At 60.4% G+C, this 17,292-nt stretch carries 14 protein-coding genes; 7 read left to right on the plus strand and 7 right to left on the minus strand.

Features of this window, described 5'->3' with window-relative positions:
* Positions 1-97: 97 nt before the first annotated feature.
* Complete coding sequence (locus tag J3P92_RS08835) at positions 98-865, minus strand: DODA-type extradiol aromatic ring-opening family dioxygenase (protein WP_434650432.1); 768 nt, start codon at positions 863-865, stop codon at positions 98-100.
* Between the two features lie 104 nt (positions 866-969).
* Here J3P92_RS08835 and J3P92_RS08840 point away from each other — a divergent pair, with 104 nt between their 5' ends.
* Positions 970-1,674, plus strand: a complete 705-nt coding sequence (locus tag J3P92_RS08840) for a thiopurine S-methyltransferase (RefSeq protein WP_434650433.1) — start codon at positions 970-972, stop codon at positions 1,672-1,674.
* A gap of 48 nt (positions 1,675-1,722) precedes the next feature.
* On the opposite strand, the gene htpX is transcribed toward J3P92_RS08840, so the two are convergent.
* Together htpX and J3P92_RS08850 are read right to left on the minus strand one after the other, a co-directional pair.
* Positions 1,723-2,610 (minus strand): protease HtpX, encoded by an 888-nt coding sequence (gene htpX / locus J3P92_RS08845; RefSeq protein WP_003183732.1) that lies wholly within the window; start codon positions 2,608-2,610, stop codon positions 1,723-1,725.
* A gap of 301 nt (positions 2,611-2,911) precedes the next feature.
* A complete protein-coding gene (locus J3P92_RS08850; protein WP_434650434.1) occupies positions 2,912-4,123 on the minus strand; it encodes a pyridoxal phosphate-dependent aminotransferase in 1,212 nt (403 codons plus the stop codon).
* Between the two features lie 220 nt (positions 4,124-4,343).
* On the opposite strand from J3P92_RS08850, the gene msrB reads away from it, so the two are divergent.
* From msrB to J3P92_RS08865, 3 genes are all read left to right on the plus strand, one after another.
* Positions 4,344-4,739 carry a peptide-methionine (R)-S-oxide reductase MsrB gene (msrB, locus tag J3P92_RS08855; RefSeq protein ID WP_420764790.1) on the plus strand — a complete coding sequence of 132 codons (396 nt, stop codon included), beginning with the start codon at positions 4,344-4,346 and terminating at the stop codon, positions 4,737-4,739.
* Positions 4,740-4,911: 172 nt separating this feature from the next.
* A complete protein-coding gene (locus J3P92_RS08860; RefSeq protein WP_420764789.1) occupies positions 4,912-5,397 on the plus strand; it encodes a glutathione peroxidase in 486 nt (161 codons plus the stop codon).
* Positions 5,394-5,855, plus strand: coding sequence for a MarR family winged helix-turn-helix transcriptional regulator (locus tag J3P92_RS08865; RefSeq protein WP_434563144.1), 462 nt, complete (start codon positions 5,394-5,396; stop codon positions 5,853-5,855). The genes J3P92_RS08860 and J3P92_RS08865 overlap by 4 nt, the downstream gene beginning before the upstream one ends.
* Here J3P92_RS08865 and J3P92_RS08870 read toward each other — a convergent pair.
* Positions 5,839-8,160, minus strand: coding sequence for a response regulator (locus J3P92_RS08870; protein WP_434563146.1), 2,322 nt, complete (start codon positions 8,158-8,160; stop codon positions 5,839-5,841). The two genes, J3P92_RS08865 and J3P92_RS08870, sit on opposite strands and share 17 nt — an antisense overlap.
* A 163-nt stretch (positions 8,161-8,323) precedes the next feature.
* Between J3P92_RS08870 and J3P92_RS08875 the strand changes: the two genes are divergently transcribed.
* Both J3P92_RS08875 and J3P92_RS08880 read left to right on the plus strand, forming a co-directional pair.
* Positions 8,324-9,214 carry an ATP-binding protein gene (locus J3P92_RS08875; RefSeq protein ID WP_434650435.1) on the plus strand — a complete coding sequence of 297 codons (891 nt, stop codon included), beginning with the start codon at positions 8,324-8,326 and terminating at the stop codon, positions 9,212-9,214.
* Positions 9,211-9,693, plus strand: a complete 483-nt coding sequence (locus J3P92_RS08880) for a GAF domain-containing protein (protein WP_434563150.1) — start codon at positions 9,211-9,213, stop codon at positions 9,691-9,693. Before J3P92_RS08875 ends, J3P92_RS08880 begins: the two co-directional genes overlap by 4 nt.
* Here the strand turns inward: J3P92_RS08880 and J3P92_RS08885 are convergent, their stop codons facing one another.
* From J3P92_RS08885 to J3P92_RS08895, 3 genes are all read right to left on the minus strand, one after another.
* Positions 9,694-12,642 carry an HD domain-containing phosphohydrolase gene (locus J3P92_RS08885; protein ID WP_434650436.1) on the minus strand — a complete coding sequence of 983 codons (2,949 nt, stop codon included), beginning with the start codon at positions 12,640-12,642 and terminating at the stop codon, positions 9,694-9,696. It lies immediately after the preceding gene.
* A 74-nt stretch (positions 12,643-12,716) separates the two neighbouring features.
* Positions 12,717-16,337, minus strand: coding sequence for a transporter substrate-binding domain-containing protein (locus tag J3P92_RS08890; RefSeq protein WP_434650437.1), 3,621 nt, complete (start codon positions 16,335-16,337; stop codon positions 12,717-12,719).
* Between the two features lie 11 nt (positions 16,338-16,348).
* Positions 16,349-16,975 (minus strand): response regulator, encoded by a 627-nt coding sequence (locus tag J3P92_RS08895; RefSeq protein WP_420764782.1) that lies wholly within the window; start codon positions 16,973-16,975, stop codon positions 16,349-16,351.
* Between the two features lie 75 nt (positions 16,976-17,050).
* On the opposite strand from J3P92_RS08895, the gene J3P92_RS08900 reads away from it, so the two are divergent.
* Positions 17,051-17,230, plus strand: a complete 180-nt coding sequence (locus J3P92_RS08900; protein ID WP_434650439.1) for a hypothetical protein — start codon at positions 17,051-17,053, stop codon at positions 17,228-17,230.
* The last annotated feature ends 62 nt before the right edge of the window (positions 17,231-17,292 follow it).

Raw genomic sequence — 17,292 nt, forward strand, 5'->3', positions numbered from 1 at the left:
CAATCGCGAGCAAGCTCGCTCCCACAGGGGATTTTTGAGCGCCGAAGACCCAATGTGGGAGCGAGCTTGCTCGCGATTGGCGCGACTCGGTTTGCGATCAGTCGAACCGATAAATGTCCATCCCCAGCGTCCCCATGGTAAATCCAGCATGGGCAACGCTGAACGTACCACCGGCTCCGCGGGCGAAATACAGCGGCAACAAATGCTCGTCGCTGGGATGGCTGCGCACGGCGTGGGGAGCCTGGCGGCGGTAGTCATGCAATGCCGTCTCGTCGTTCGACGCCAGCCTGGCAACCATCCAATCGCGAAACGCCTTGGCCCACGGCTCGATGCTGTCGGGGCCGGCGTTCCAATCCAGGTCCCGCAGGTTGTGGGTGATGCTCCCGGAGCCGATCACCAGCACGCCTTGTTCCCGCAGGCTCGCCAATGCGCGGCCCACCCGCGTTTGCAGCGTTGGCCCCTGACGGCTAGGCAAAGAGACCTGTACCACCGCAATATCCGCCTCGGGATACATCAGTGACAGCGGCACCCAGACGCCATGGTCGGCGGGCCGTCCCGTGTCGAGGCGTGCCTGCAGCTGCGTGGCGTTGAGCAGGTCGGCGACCTGTGTTGCCAACCGAGGATCGCCTGGGGCGGGATATTGCACCTTGTACAGGTCGGGTGGAAAACCACCGAAATCATGCCAGGTGCGTGGCCGTGGGTTGGCGCTGACCAGCAGCTCATCACTCTCCCAATGAGCTGAGACAACGACGATGGCCTTGGGCCTGGGCAACTGCGCGGCAAGGCGAGTCAGGGCCGGACCGCTTTCGCCAGGCTCCAGGGCAAGCATGGGGGAGCCATGGGAGATAAACAGGCTGGGCAGCATCGACGGGCTCCTGAGGGTTAAGATGTGTCATCTTCTGTCAGGTCAATGATCGAAATCTAATACAAGTTTTAAGCTGTTTTGATCGAATTTATGGAGCGAACCCCATGGACCCCGAGTTTTGGCACAAGCGTTGGTCAACCAACCAGATCGGCTTTCATCTGCCTGAAGTGAACCCTTACCTGCGGCGTTTCTGGCCTCAGTTGGGGTTGCCTGAAGAGACGCGAGTGTTGGTGCCCTTGTGCGGCAAGACGCTGGATCTGCTGTGGTTGGCGCAACAAGGTTTTTCCGTACGGGGGATTGAGCTGTCGGAAAAAGCCGTCACTGATTTCTTCCAGGAACATCAGCTCCAGCCGAACGTGAGTGAGGAGGGCGCCTTCAAGATATTTCGTGCCGGCGCCATTGAAATCCGTTGCGGTGATTTCTTTGCGTTGACGCCTTTGGACGTAGCCGATTGCGCGACGTTGTATGACCGCGCTGCATTGATCGCCTTGCCCGAGCCGATGCGTGAGCGGTATGCGGCCCATCTGCAGAGCATAATGCCGGACTGTGTCGGGCTGGTGATCACGCTGGATTACAACCAGGACGAGATGCCTGGACCTCCGTTTTCGGTAGGGCATGACGAGGTGCAGCGGTTGCTGGGTGGGGCTTGGGAGTTGCAGGTCTTGCACGAACAGGATGTGCTGGGCGAGAGTTGGAAGTTCTTGCAGGCGGGCGTAAAGCGGCTGGATGAGCGGGTATATCTGGTATCCAGTCGTGGGGTGCATTCAATGACCCCATCGTTGAAAAGTCCGCCCCCGCGCTTGGAATAGCAAAAAAAAGCCCGCACTGCTGCGGGCTTCTTTTTGAGGCTCTAGCGATCAACCACGGCGACGCAGTGCGTCAATCCGCTCTTCCAGCGGCGGGTGGCTCATGAACATGCGGGCCAGGCCCTGCTTGATGCCACCGTTGATGCCAAAGGCATTCAGGGTGTCGGGCATGTGCACTGGCAAACCTTGCTCGGCGCGCAGGCGCTGCAGGGCGCCGATCATGGCGCTGGTGCCGGCCAGGCGGGCGCCGGCGTCATCGGCGCGGAACTCGCGTTTGCGCGAAAACCACATGACGATCGCACTGGCGAGGATACCCAGCACCAGCTCGGCGAAAATGGTCGCCACGTAGTAGGCGATGCCTTGGCCTTCTTCGTTCTTGAAGATCACCTTGTCGACAAAGTTGCCGATGATGCGGGCAAAGAACATCACGAAGGTGTTCACCACGCCCTGGATCAGCGCCAAGGTCACCATGTCACCGTTTGCCACGTGGCCGATCTCGTGAGCCAGCACCGCCTTGACTTCATCCGGTGAGAACCGCTCGAGCAAGCCCTGGCTTACCGCCACCAGTGCATCATTCTTGTTCCAACCGGTCGCGAAGGCATTGGCCTCGTAGGCCGGGAATATCCCGACTTCGGGCATCTTGATACCGGCTTCGCGAGACAGTTGCTCGACGGTCTGCAGCAGCCATTGTTCGTGGCGAGTGCGCGGCTGGCTGATGATCTGGGTACCGGTGCTCATCTTCGCCATCCATTTGGAAATGAACAGCGAGAACAGGGAACCGGCGAAACCGAACACCGCACAGAAGATCAGCAGCTGATTGAGGTTGAGGTCAACCCCGTTGGCCGCCATGAACCCGTTGAAGCCGAAAAGGCTCAGGGTGATGCTGGCAATCAGCACGACCGCCAGGTTAGTGGCCAAAAACAGCAGGATGCGCATCATGGTGGTAGCAATCTCCTCATGCTAAAGATGTAGCGTTATGCGGGGTATATAAGGTGCTGCCGCAGGCTATTCAACTCGCCTACTATTTCAAACTGTGTCCTACACGCGTCCTAAATGTTTGAAAGACTTTTCTGAAAGTGATCGTGGAATCGAGATTTGTCGCCCTTGCCCCGTGAACGTTGAGTTTCCTCTTCCTAAGGTCGCTGGTTTCCCAGTGTAGAAGGCCTGCCGGCGCGCAAAGATCGGATATGTTGCTGAATCAGACAGCGTGCGAGGCGAGGGGCCTCGCACGCTGACCGGGCTACTGGTGGTAGGACTTTAGGAAATTGCCGATGCGTCCGATGGCCTGGTCCAGGTCATCGACTCGCGGCAGGGTCACGACACGGAAATGATCCGGCCATGGCCAGTTGAACGCCGTGCCCTGGACGACCAGCAGCTTTTCGGACAGCAGCAGGTCGAGGACGAATTTCTCGTCGTTGTGGATCGGGCAGATTTTCGGGTCGATGCGCGGGAACGCATACAAGGCGCCCATCGGCTTGACGCAGCTGACGCCTGGGATGTTGTTGAGCAGTTCCCAGGTACGGTTGCGTTGTTCCAACAACCGGCCCTGGGGCAAGACCAGGTCGTTGATGCTCTGGTAGCCGCCCAATGCCGTCTGGATGGCGTGTTGGCTCGGCACGTTGGCGCACAGGCGCATGTTGGCCAGCATGTCGATGCCTTCGATGTAGCTCTGGGCGTGATGCTTGGGCCCGGAGATGGCGATCCAGCCGGAGCGGAAGCCGGCGACGCGATAGGACTTCGACAAGCCGTTGAAGGTCAGGCAGAGGAGATCCGGCGCCAGGGACGCGGTGCAGACGTGCACGGCATCGTCGTACAGGATCTTGTCGTAGATCTCGTCGGAAAACACTACCAGGTTGTGCTGACGGGCCAGTTCCAGCATGCCCAGCAGCACTTCTCTGGAATAGACGGCGCCGGTGGGGTTGTTCGGGTTGATGATCACCAGGGCCTTGGTGTTCGGGGTGATCTTGGCCTTGATGTCCGCCAGGTCAGGGAACCAGTTCGCCTGCTCGTCGCACAGGTAATGCACCGGGTTGCCGCCGGACAGGCTCACGGCAGCGGTCCACAACGGATAGTCCGGCGCCGGCACCAGGACTTCGTCGCCGTTGTTGAGCAAGGCTTGCATGGACATGACGATCAGCTCGGACACGCCGTTGCCCAGGTAGATGTCCTCGATGCCGATGCCTTCGACCTGCTTCTGCTGGTAGTACTGCATCACGGCCTTGCGCGCACTGAACAGACCTTTGGAGTCGCTGTAGCCTTGGGCGGTCGGCAGGTTGCGGATGACGTCCTGGAGGATTTCATCGGGGGCTTCGAAACCAAAGGGCGCCGGGTTGCCGATGTTCAGCTTGAGGATGCGGTGGCCTTCCTCTTCCAGGCGTTTGGCGTGCTTGAGCACCGGGCCGCGAATGTCGTAGCAGACGTTGGCGAGCTTGTTCGATTTGCTGACCTGCATGGCGATGTGTTCCCGAAAATGAACGATCCAGGCGGCGTGTGAACTACCGTACTGGGGATCCTGCGTCTGTGCCCGGGCCGGACGCGGTAGATGCGCCACAATCCATTTGAATGCGCATGACGTGGCTGCCAGACTGGCGCCTGACGAGGCGCAATCATACGTGCCGCCCGATCTGCGGAAAAGCGTCGGATCGGGCTTTTTCAATTGCCGAGGTAGGACGATGGAAAAGTTGCAGAAAACCCTTGAAGAGTGGCGTGAAATGCTCGACCCGGAGCAATACAACGTCTGTCGGCTCAAAGGCACCGAGCGACCGTTCTCCGGCAAATACAACGGGACCAAGACCGACGGTGTTTACCACTGCATCTGCTGCAACGAGCCGTTGTTCGATTCGATGACCAAGTTCGATTCCGGCTGTGGCTGGCCGAGTTTCTATGCGCCTATCGAAGGCAGCGCGGTGGTGGAAGTGCGGGATGTCAGCCATGGCATGATCCGCACCGAGGTGGTCTGCGCCAAATGCGACGCGCACCTGGGGCACGTCTTCCCCGACGGCCCGCCGCCCACCGGCCTGCGTTACTGCATCAACTCGGTGTGCCTGGATCTCGTGCCTCGGGAGTAACGTTCTACGCGGTCCTTTGTGGCGAGGGAGAAAGCGCCCTCGCCACAACACCCATGGCTCATCACAACAGTCACAGCAGCATCATGATCCATGAGGTGTTCCGAGAATTAAATTGCACGCAATTTAATTGGTCGCTATCTTCATTCTCCCAACCTCTTCAGTAGCTGCCCTCATGACCGACAATCTGCTAAGCATCCCGTGCACGACCATCAAGGGCGAGCAAAAGACCCTGGCCGATTTTTCCGGCAAGGCCGTGTTGGTGGTCAATACCGCCAGCCAATGTGGTTTCACACCGCAGTACAAGGGGCTCGAGGCGTTGTGGCAGTCCTACAAGGACCGGGGGCTGGTGGTGCTGGGTTTTCCCTGCAATCAGTTCGGCAAGCAGGAGCCAGGCAACGAGGGGGCGATTTCTGAGTTTTGCGAGCTCAATTTCGGCGTGAGCTTTCCATTGTTCAAGAAGGTCGAGGTCAACGGTGCCAATGCCCATCCGTTGTTCGTGCAGCTCAAGCAGCGGGCACCTGGGGTGCTGGGGTCCAAGGGCATCAAATGGAATTTCACCAAGTTCCTGATCGGCAAGGACGGCCAAGTGGTGAAGCGCTTTGCCCCGACCACCAAGCCCCAAGACCTCACCGCCGAGATCGAAGCCCTGCTCAAATGAATGATCTGTCAGTCGATTCGCTGAAGCTCGACAGCCAGTTGTGCTTCAAGTTGTACGCCGCGTCGCGGGCGGTGATTCGGGGTTACAAGCCGATGTTGGATCAGCTTGGCCTGACCTATCCGCAATACCTGGCGATGCTCGTACTGTGGGAATGGCAGGTGAGCCCGCCGGAGCAACCGACCGTCAAAGCCCTGGGCGAACGCTTGCTGCTTGATTCCGGCACGCTGACGCCGTTGCTCAAGCGCCTGGAACAACTGGAGCTGGTCCAGCGACAACGATCGGCACGTGATGAACGCGAAGTGCATTTGAGCCTGTCGGAGCGCGGGCGGACCTTGCGTGAGCAGGTCGGCCCGCTCAAGGCTCGCTTGCTGTGTGACAGCGGTATTGATCTGGATCGCGTGGGAGAGCTGCGTGACGGCCTCGATCATTTGTTGGCCCAGATCAAAGCGCTGACGTAGTGGGCACCCATTGATCCAGCAATGCGGCCAGTTCTTCGCGACGGAACGGCTTGGATAAATAGTCGCTCATGCCGGCGGCCCGACAGCGCTCACGTTCCTCGGGCATGGCGTTGGCGGTCAGCGCGACAATCGGCAGGTCGGGCCAGCGCCCGCTGCGGCGGATCTGCCGGCTGGCTTCGTAGCCGTCCATGACCGGCATGTTGCAGTCCATCAGGACCAGGTCGAATTCCCGCTGTTCGAGCTGATCCAGGCCCTCGGCGCCGTGGGCCGCGACAACCACTTCACAACCCAGTTTGACCAGCATGCCCTTGGCCACCAGCTGGTTGACGGGGTTGTCTTCCACCAACAGGACACGAGCACGCAGGGTGGGCGGCAATGCGTCGATCTGCGCCTCATTGATCGTGGTCGCCTCGCTTTGCAAGGCGCGACGCAGGACCTGATAAAGCGCATGGCGCGCCAGCGGCCGGGCCTGTTGCAGCAATGGGGCGAGGGCGCTCGCTTCTTCGCTGGGCATGAAACTGCCATAGGCGGTAACCAGCAGAATGGTGGCGTCGAAGGTCGGCCGCAGGTTGAACAGGCATTCCGGGCAATCGGTGATCAGGATGTCGGGCTTGAGCCCCAGCAGCCCGTCATCCACGGAACGTTGGACATAATCCAATCCCCAGGCGGGTAGCAACATGCCCAGCAGTTCGGCCAGCCCGCTGTTCGCGGTGGTGATGGCCACGACGTTGCCATGCAAGCGTACGACGGGGACGGCAGGGGTGTGGCAAGGCAACGGCAGGTCGGCACAGAACTGGCTGCCGAAGCCGGCCTCGGAACTGATCGTGAGCCGGCCCTGCATGGCTTCGCAGAGGTTGTAGGTCAATGCCAGCCCCAGCCCGGTGCCGCCGAACTGGCGGGTAATGCCTGCGCCGGCCTGGGTGAACGGCTGAAGGATCCGCGCCTGGGCCTCCTGGGGGATGCCGATGCCCGTGTCGCAGACCTCGATCCGCACGCCGCCCTCATACTGGCTCAAGCGCACATCGACCCGGCCGAAGCGGGTGAACTTCAATGCGTTGGACAGCAGGTTGCTGACGATCTGGCGGACGCGGGTCGGGTCGCCCAGTACCTGCGCGGGAAACTGCGGCTCGATCAGGCACGCCAGTTCGACGCTCGGGGCGGCATTTTGTGAAAGCAGGTTGGCGGTGTCTTCGACCAGGGAACCCAGGTCGAACGGGATGCGTTCGAGCTCCAGCTGGCCGGCATCGAACTTGGACAAGTCGAGGATATCGTTCAGCAACTCGACCAGCACTTTGCCCGAGTCGTGGGCGATCGACAGCTGTTGCTGCTGTTCAGCGGTCAGTGGGCCATCCAGGGACAGGGCGATCATACCGAGCAGGCCATTGAGTGGCGTGCGGATCTCATGGCTCATGTTGGCGAGGAATGCAGAACGGGTGTCGGCCATGTCCAAGGCGGTACGCCGGGCGACCTCCAGTTCTTCGTTGGACTGGCTGAGGCGGGCATTGATGGCCTTGAGTTCGGCGGTGCGCGCCGAAACGATATTTTCCAATTGCGCCAGGTAATCGGTGAGGCGGTTTTCAGCCGTGCGTCGCTGCTGGATCTCGGTGGAGATATTTTCGAACTGCTGGTTGGCGACTGAAACCAGCACGCCGATTTCGTCGTATTGATGGCCGGAAGGGCATTCCAGTGGGCTCTGTTCGCTGCTACTGGGGTCGCGGCTGCTCAGCTCGCGGATGACCCGCACCAAGGGCTTGGTCAGCATGACGTAGAAAAGCGCCAGCAACAGGCCGGTCAGGATCAGGCTACGAGCGAAACCGTTGAGCAGGGTGATCTCGGCCCGGCGCAGGAAGCGACTGCCGAACGAATAGGTGTCGACATCCAGCCGCAACACTCCCAGGGACTCGCCGGGCAGATGGGTCAGGTAGAGCCGGTCTTCGAACTGGCGCTGGGCGCCAAAGAGAAAGTCGCTGATGAACCGATTGTTGCTCTGCAGCTCGGGACGTTTGACGCTGGCCAGGACCGTATTGTTGTTGTCGATGAGTTCGGCACCGATGATGGCCGGCGAGCGCAACAGGCCCAGGGCCAGTTCCTGAGCGAGTTCGGCGTCGATGTTGTAGGCGATGCGCGAGGCCGGGTTGTGGCTGATTTCCAACAGCGAGAGGATTTCACGGTTGATCGATGCGTCTTCGCTGGCATAATCGATGCCGATCTGTCCCAGGCTTAATAAAGTACCCAGCACGAAACCCACCAGGACGGTCAGTCGGGCCTGTTTGTACGACAACCGTTGGGTGAACCTGATGTCCATGGAATGGTGAACCACTTACGTTTCCCTTCGCCGGTCAAGCATAGCTGATCATCTCTGAATATCGGTGCGGCCGGTATGTAGTGTGTGAAACAGACCCGCCATCGGCTTTGTCGTTTCGTCGCTGTAGCGTCATCATTACCGTGAACCTGTCCGAGGAAAAGACGTGGACGCCCGATTGATTGCTTTTCTTGAACGCGCCGATGCGGTGCTGACCCGTATCGAGCCCTTTTTGCCTGCGCCACGGCCCGCCATCGACTGGAACCAGACCCTGGCCGCCCGTTGGCAGCGCGACGGGCGCGGCGGTTTTCTCCTGCCGCTCCAGGTCAGCCTCGATATGCGCTTGTCGGACCTGATCGGCGTTGATCGCCAGGTCGAACAGTTGGGGCGCAACACCCGGCAGTTCATCGATGGCATGCCTGCCAACCACGCCTTGCTGTGGGGCTCGCGCGGCACGGGCAAGTCTTCGCTGGTACGTGCGTTGCTGGCCGAACATGCTGGCCAGGGCCTGCGCTTGATCGAGATCGAACGCGATCATCTGGCCGATCTGCCTCGGGTGGTCGATCAAGTGGCGAAATTGCCCCAGCGCTTCGTGGTGTTCTGCGATGACTTGTCGTTCGAGTCCGGCGAAGGTGACTACCGCGTACTCAAGAGCGTGCTCGACGGATCCCTCGAACAGGCCCCGGACAACGTGCTGCTGTATGCCACCTCGAACCGTCGTCATCTGGTGCCCGAAAAGGAAAGCGACAACGAGAACTGGAAGCGGGTCGACGGCGAGCTTCATCCGAGCGAAGCCGTGGAGGACAAGATTGCCTTGTCTGACCGTTTCGGGCTTTGGCTGTCGTTTTATCCGTTCACCCAAGAGCATTTTCTCGACGTGGTTGAGCATTGGATCGGCGAGCTCGCGGCGAAGGCCGGGCTGGCCTGGCAGCGTGACGAGGCGCTGGAAATACAAGCGGTTCGCTGGGCGACCGGACGCGGCAATCGCAACGGACGTTGCGCCTATCAATTTGCCCGTTATTGGGTGGGCCTGAAATTGCTGGAGCAAGATGCATGATCGATTTGAAAAGCACTGGCGAAGGCCTCGAAGGCTATGGCTTGTTATCGGCTCAGTTGCAATCGCTGCTGGCGGATGAGCGCGATTTCATCGCCAACGCCGCACAGTTCTCGGCGTTCCTGTTCAGTCAGCTGGACGACCTCAACTGGGCCGGTTTTTACCTCAATCGCAACGATGAGCTGGTGCTGGGGCCGTTCCAGGGGCAGATCGCTTGTGTAAGGATTCCCTTCGGTCGCGGCGTGTGTGGCGCCGCTGCGGCGACCCGCCAGACCCAGCGCGTCGAGGACGTGCATGCGTTCCCCGGGCATATCGCCTGCGACAGCGCCTCGAACAGCGAGTTGGTGGTGCCGCTGGTCAAGGACGGGCGCCTGGTCGGCGTGCTGGACCTGGACAGTCCCAAACTGGCGCGCTTCAGCGAGCATGACCAGGCCGGTATCGAACAGTTGGCGGCGATATTCCTGCGCCTGACCGATTGCTGATCATGCTTTCAATCCAGCCCTGAGCAATAGGTCGCCCGGGTCGACTTCATCGATCTGGAGCGGGTCGAGAAACGCCTCGGCGTAGCGCAGGTAGATTCTTTCTTCGATGAACAGCCCGAACAGCTCGGGATCGATATGGGCGTCACGGCACATGGTGGCCATGATGCCCAGGGCTTCGCTCAGCTTCTTGGCTTTTTTATAGGGGCGATCGGCCGCGGTCAGGGCTTCGAAGATATCGGCAATCGCCATCATTCGAGCCGGCAGGCTCATCTGCTCACGCTTCAATCGCTTGGGGTAGCCGGTGCCGTCCATTTTCTCGTGGTGGCCGCCGGCAATTTCCGCAACATTTTCCAGGTGGCTGGGGAAGGGCAACTGGCTGAGCATCAGGATGGTCTGGACCATGTGGTGGTTGATCACGTAGCGCTCTTCGCGGGTCAGCGTGCCACGCGTGATGCTGAGGTTGTAGAGTTCGCCGCGGTTGTATTTCCAGGTCGGCACATCGAGCTGGAAGCCCCAGGGATTGTCCTCTGGAATCAACTCGGCCTCGTGCCGCTCGAACAGATGCTCGGGTTTGTCCATCAACAAGGGTTCATTCACGGGCAATGTCGGCTTGGGCGTGCGCGCCTGGCGGCGGTTTTCTTCCCAGGAAACCCCCAGGCGATCGTCCAGGGTCCGGGTCCACGTGCGGCGGGCGATGGTTTGCAAGCGTTGCAGGTCGGCATCGGCCATGGCTTCGGAGCCCAGGTTGCAGCGTGCGACAAAGGTGAAGTCATCGTCGAGGGCGGCCAGTGTCGCGTCCCGTTGCTCTGCCAGGGATGAGGGTTCGCCTCCGGTTGCCAGCGCCTGCCAGTAGTCGACCCAGGCGTCACGCTTGAGGACTTCGAAGCGGGTACGGATCTCGTGGATACGGTCGTTCAGGGTTTCCAGCTTGGTGGCTTTGTCCACCACGTATTCGGGCGTGGTGACCTTGCCACAGTCGTGTAGCCAGGCCGCGATGTGCAGCGCCTCCCACTCGTCTTCGGTCGGGCGGTAGCTTTCGAACGCCGGCGCCGGGCTGGCGGCGGCGGCCCGGGCGAGCATCAGCGTCAGGGCCGGTACTCGCTGACAATGGCCGCCGGTGTAGGGGCTCTTTGCATCGATCGCGCCGGCCAGCAATTGGATGAACGAGTCCAGCAATTGTTTTTGCCTGGCTTGCAGGCGCTGGCTTTCGATGCTCACCGTCGCGGTGCCGGACACGGCCTGCAGGAAGGCGATGCGATCCGGCTGGAGTTTTTCCAGGTCCGCTTCGGTGCCGGTGTCGGTGATCAGCAGAACCAGCGCGCCAACGGTTTCCTGGTGACGATTGCACAGACGGATGCCGATCAGGTGTACCCGTGGCGCGTCCAGCGCAAGCAGGACACTGCGCAAATCGCCCGCCTGTTCGAAACCCAGGGACGATACAAGGGTTTGCGCGACGGCCAGCTCGCGAAGCCATTGGGGATTGTCCGCAGCGTCCAGTGAGTAACCTCGCAGGGCGAAGGTTTGCGGGTCCCGAGGGGAACCGTCGATGACCAGTCCGCAGGGCTTGATGTGCTCGCCATCGTTTTCGCGCAGGTAGATCAGGCCAGCCTGGGCCTGGCCAATTTTCACGGTCTCGAACAACACTCGCTCCAGTAGCGGGGCGAAGCGGGTTTCGGCGCGCAGGCTGGCGGTGATTTCGAAAAAGCTCGCCAGGGTTTCCTTCATGCGGGCCATTGAAACGCCCAGTTGGTCAACCTCCAACACGGGGGAGCGACGGGACACCGGGTAATGGAAATTGAAACTGCGGATGGCATCGGCCTCTTGCACCAGGGCCCGCAATGGCTTGACCAAAATCCTGGAGGTCAGCCAGCCCAAGGGCAGGCACAGCAGCAAGGTGGCGAGGGTGATCAGCGCGCCTTGCCAGCGCATGCGATAGGCGCCGGCGAGCAGCTCGTCTTCCGGAACCAGCAACGCCAGTTCCAGGCCCTTCGGCCCGCCTTCCTGCATGTGGCTGCGAGAAACGATCCACTCGCGTCCCGCCGCCTCCAGGCGCGGCGTATCAGTGTCGTTGTCGAGCGCGGCGGCAATGGCCGGATGCAAGTCGCGCGCCTTGATCAGGCGTGCCGACTGGCTGTCGGTCACCAGCCGGCCGCTGTCGGGATAACCCACGGCGTTGCCTTGCAGATCCGCCAGGACAATCTCGGTACTGGCGGTTACTTTGTGCTTGGCCAGCGTCTGGGAGAGGGCGGCCAGGGTGAGGTCTGCGCCGATGACGGCCTGATCGCCACTGCGGCGGGCGAGGGTCGTGCCGATGTTGCGGCTGGAAAAAAACACATAGGGTTCGGTGGTGATTTGTTCGGAGGTGTCCATCGCGCTGCGAAACCAGCCGCGGCTGCGCGGATCGAAGGTCTCGCCTGAGTTGTCGCGGCGACCGATGAGCGCCAGGGCCTGATCGTAGAACAATGATTGGGAGAGCACCTGGCCTTCGTCAGCCGTGCGCTCGATGGTCCAGACCTCGTAGCGCGCGGCAGCCGGTGCCTTGATCGCCGTCTTCGAGGCCTCGGAGCCCAAAGGCCGGACCATCAGGAAATTGCCGTCGCGATCGCCCAGGTACAGCGATGCCAGGTTCGGGTTGTCCCGCAGTGCCTGGGTGAAGGGGGCGAGGAGCGTCAGTCGCTGGGCCATCCCCGGTTCGCGCGTCGCCGGGTAGTGGGCCAGCAGGCCCAGCAGATGGCGGATCGGTTCATAAGTGTCGTACAGGTCCAGGCGCACGTCCTGTTCGATTCGATTGAACAGCTGTTCGCTGCCAGACAGGATGATCTGGGTGGTTTGCCGATAGTTGAAGACGCCCAGCACCACACCGGTCAGCAGCAAGAGCAGCGTGAACATCACACTGATATGAACGTGCAGGGGAAACCGGCGTTTTTGCGGACGCGGTGCGCTGGGCATTTCCATCACTCCAAGTGTTGGGGGAGATCGCCCCCGGCTACGCACTGCTGAGCGAACAGCATAGTAAACACCGGTTATTTTGCCTTGGCGATCTCTGTTTCCAGGGCCTGCTCCAGTTCGCTCATCGCCCGGCCCAGGGCATGCGTGCATTCATCGATGCGTTCCGGCGCGAGCCCTTGTTGGCAGGCCTGCTCCAGTGTCTCGCACAGCTGGATCAATGAAGTCGCCTGCACGATACGGGCGACGCCTTTTATCTTGTGTGCGGTCTCGGTGATCGCCTGTGGGTTTGCCCCTCGGGCGACGTCGAGTAGCTCCTGGCGGTCTGCGCGATTGCTGCTGAGCAGTTCCGCCAGCAGACGCTGGATGGAGACAGGGTCGCCGCCAGTCAGCATCTGCAGGCTTTGAACGTTGAAAGCGTGGACGCGGCCGCCGGGTTTGATCGTGCTCATCCACTGATGCAGGGCGCTCAGGCTGATGGGCTTGAAGAGGCAGTCGTCCATGCCCGCCTCCTTGCAGCGTTGTTTTTCCTCGGGTTGTGCATTGGCGGTGAACCCGAGGATGGTGCAGGGCGGCCGCCGTTGTTCGGCCTCGTGTCGACGGATTGCTCCGGCGAGCTCGTAGCCGCTCATGACTGGCATGTTGCAGTCGGCGATGACCAGGTCGAAATTCCCCTCCTGCCAGGCCTTGAATCCCTGTTCGCCGTCATGGCTGACATGGTGGTGATGACCCAGGTAGTCCAGTTGTTGCGACATCAACAGGCGATTGGCCGGATGATCGTCCACGACCAGGACGTTCAGCGCGCAGGCGGCTGTTTCAACGACAGGCGCGACGGGGGCGCGAGCCTTTGCGTCGGGCAGGATGGCCAAGGGCAGGCAAACCCGGACCTGGGTTCCTGCGCCCGGTTGGCTGTTCATGTGCAGTTCACCGCCCATGACCTGGCACAGGTGGCGGCTGATCACCAGGCCCAGCCCAGCGCCCTTGCGGGCCATCCGGTTGCCATTGTCGACCTGGGCAAACGGCTCGAACAGGCGTTGCAGGTCGGCGGGGCTGATGCCGATGCCACTGTCGCGCACGTCCAGTTGCATTCGAAGGGAGTCTTCCCCGATCGTGCGGGACAGCCTCACGCTGACATTCACTTCACCTCCCTCGGTGAACTTCAGGGCGTTGCTGATGAGGTTCGAAATCACCTGCTTGAATCGCAACGGGTCCATCAGCACGTCCGGGTTACCCTCGGTTGGCTCGAATCGCAACGACAACGCCAGGTTTTTCTGCCGGGCCAGTCCTTCGAAAACCCGCATGACCGATTGCACCAGCGCCTTGAGGTCGACCCGTTCGGGTGCAAGGCCCAAGTGGCCGGATTCGATACGGGCAATGTCGAGGATATCGCCGATCAGGTCGAGCATGCCGGAAGCCGACTCGTATGCGACTTCAATCGCCGCGCGGTCCATCTGGCCCTTGTCGGCATGCTTGAGCGCCAATTCGAGCATGCCGATCACGGCATTCATGGGGGTGCGGATCTCATGGCTCATGGTGGCCAGGAACGTGCTCTTGGCCCGGTTGGCGTCGTCGGCCTGTTCCTTGGCGGCTCGCAGATCCTCGACAAGCTGTCGCCGTTCGCTGATATCGATCCAGCCGCCGATGATCCCTTGCACCTGGGCCGCGGAGTTACGGTAAGGCAGTATCCAGTGATAGATCGTCAGCTTGCGGTCACCGATGTGCAGGGGCCGATCGATGATCTGTGCGGTGCCCTGGGCCATGACGCGTCGATAATCGGCCTGGTACTCCAGCGCTTCGAAGGCGTTGCTCATGGCCCCGGGCATGATGTCCTTGCCGATCACGTCTTCGCGTCTTGCGTCGAACGTCTCCAGGTAGCTGTCGTTGCAGCTTTGCAGGACCCCGTCCCGGTCTCTTACATAAATGGGATGGGGCGTGCCGTTGAGCAGGGCGTGCATGAACTCGAGCTGGTCATTGAGGGCCAGTTCCGCCCGCTGGCGTTGGCGGATCTGCCGTTGCATATAGGCATTCCAGGCCAGTGAGAGCAGCAGCAAAAGGCCTGCCCCCGCTACGACCTGGAGAAACAGGCGGTTGTAGGTGCGCCATGTGCTTTCCGAGGCCGGGATATAGCCGCGCCAACGGTTGTCGATCACGCCCAGTTCATCGGGGTCGATGCTGGTCAGGGCTTTATCGAGGATGGCGCTCAGCTCCGTCGCGTTCCTGGCCGTGGCCAGGGAGAACATGGCGTCGCGGGTGCCGACGGTGCTGCTGATCTGCAGCTTGCCCTGCGGCGTATGGGACGCCAGGAAATAGTTGGCCATGACCAGCGCGTTCACGCTGCCGTCGACTTGCCCCTCGGCGAGCGACTGGGCGGCATGCTGCGAATCGACGGTTTCGATAATTCGCAGGTCTGGATACTGGCTGCGTAGCCATTCGATGATGGGGTTGCCTTTGGTAACGGCCAGGCTCCGCGCGCCGAACTGGTCCAGCGTCGCCGGTGTGTTGGATTGCTTGCGGGTAAGCAATACAAACGAGCTGTCCATGTAGGGACGGCTGAATTTCAGCGATTTCTGTCGTTCGCTGCCAGGCAGCAACGCGGCGATCACGTCGGCTTTGCCACCGAGGACCGCGGCGATCATTTCGTCATCGTCCTGATAACGCTGGATATCCAGGCGCAAGCCGCTGCGCAGGCGGATCAGTTCCAGCAGGTCGGCGCTGATGCCGTGGAAATCCCCGTCTGGGTCGAAAAAAGTAAAGGGCGCGAATCTTTCGTTCACCGCCACCCGGACCACCGGGTGCCGAGCCAGCCAGTCCTGTTCGCGGTCGGTCAGCTGGATTTTATGTTCGGCGAGGTACAGGTCGCTGCCTGCCCTCCAGCGCTTGGCGATTGCCGCTTGTTCGGCAATGGGAATCTGGTTGAGCGTGGTATTGACGATGTCCAACAGGCGGGTGTCGTCCTCCCGGAGCGCGAAGCCGAACCCGTGTGCCTCGTGTTTGGCAAAGCTGGCCATGCGGATGTTGTTCAAGTACCCCTTGCTGATCATGTAGTGGGTGGAGATGGCGTCGCCAAGAAAGACATCGGCCTGGCCGAAGGCAACGGCATTGATCGCGTTCTGGTAGGAGGGATACGTGTTGATGCGGGCCGTGGGGTATAGCTGTTTGACTTCCTCCAACGGCAGGTAGTGATAGACCATGCTGAGCCGCAGCCCTTTGAGGTCTTCGTTCAGCGGGCGGCTTTCATTCGTCCGGGTGACCAGCACCGGTTGATCGACAGCGTAGTGTGCCGAAAGAGCGACGCCTGAATTCTGCGCTTCGAACCCGTTGGCAGTGCCGAGCAGGTCGATTTCTCCGGCCTTGAGCGCGGCGATGGCGGCTTCCCGCGAATCGAACCGCAGTACGGTCATTGGCAGGCCGGTCGCCTTGGCGATGACTCCGGCATAATCGGCGGTCATGCCTTCGTAGTCGCGGCCACTGCTGGAAAGGTCAAAAGGCGGATAATCCGGGGCGGAGGTTCCCAGGATCAGTTCGCGACGTTCCTTGAGCCAGGCGCGCTGGGTATCGTCGAGCCTGATCTCGATATGATCCGCGGCCGCGCGACTCAGCAGCGAGTAGGCCTGAGGCACATTCGTTGTCGCCAGGAGGAGCCCTGCATGGAGTCCTGCGGCTAACAACAAAAAGTAGCGGCTTATGCATTTGAGCATTCTGTTGTTTCTCACACCAGTGCGTTGCGTTTTGCCATTTCGATAAGGTCGACGAGGGACTTCACCTTGAGTTTTTGCATGAGTCGTTTTTTATAAGTGCTGACAGTTTTATTGCTAAGGAACATGCCTTTGGCTATTTCCTTGTTGGTCCGACCTTGGGCAAAAAGTTGCAATACCATCAACTCCCGGTCGTTGACACTTTTGAACAGGTCCAACTCGAAACTGCGTGGATCATCTGGACGAACAGGGTTAAGTGCCTGGCTGGGGAAATAGTTGTAGCCGGATAATACGGCTTTGATCGCGCTGACCAGTTCACTGAGATCTTCCTGTTTACAGACATAGCCGGAAGCCCCGGATTGCATGCAGCGAATGCCAAACAGCGTTGGCGATTGCGCCGTCAGGACCAACGTCTTGAGGGGCGTGGTCATGGCGTTGAAGCGCGAAAGAATTTCCAGCCCGTCAAGTTTCGGAATGCTGATGTCGAGGATGACCAGGTCCGGCATGCATTCACGCACCATTTGCATCGCGTCGACGCCATTGTCAGTTTCTCCGACGACTTTATAGCCTTCATGCTCCAGCAGCATTCGGACAGCGAGGCGGATGACCGGATGATCGTCGACAATGAAAACGGAGTTCATGAATAAAGTCCCCTAGAGCTCTTATAAAGCGCGCACCTTAGCCCAGTTAAGGCTAACTCGTGCGGGGAGACCGGCATGCACGATCAATTTCAGAAGTTTCCTACAAAAAAAGAAGCGGGATACCACGACGTATTTAGGGGGGCAGGTAGGCAAGTGGAGCGAGGAGGGCATGTTTTACATTTTATTGAATATAAAACCGCGCTTTTAATAGTTGGGGAAAAGAAACTGTGCCGTTATTTCAGCGGCAGAAAATGACGAGCTGACAACCGGAAGGCTCCAGGCGCAGGCTGCAAAGCGAGCGCCAGGTCGCGTTTCCC

The organism is Pseudomonas sp. D3-27 (genome assembly GCF_051132165.1).
Classification (GTDB): domain Bacteria; phylum Pseudomonadota; class Gammaproteobacteria; order Pseudomonadales; family Pseudomonadaceae; genus Aquipseudomonas.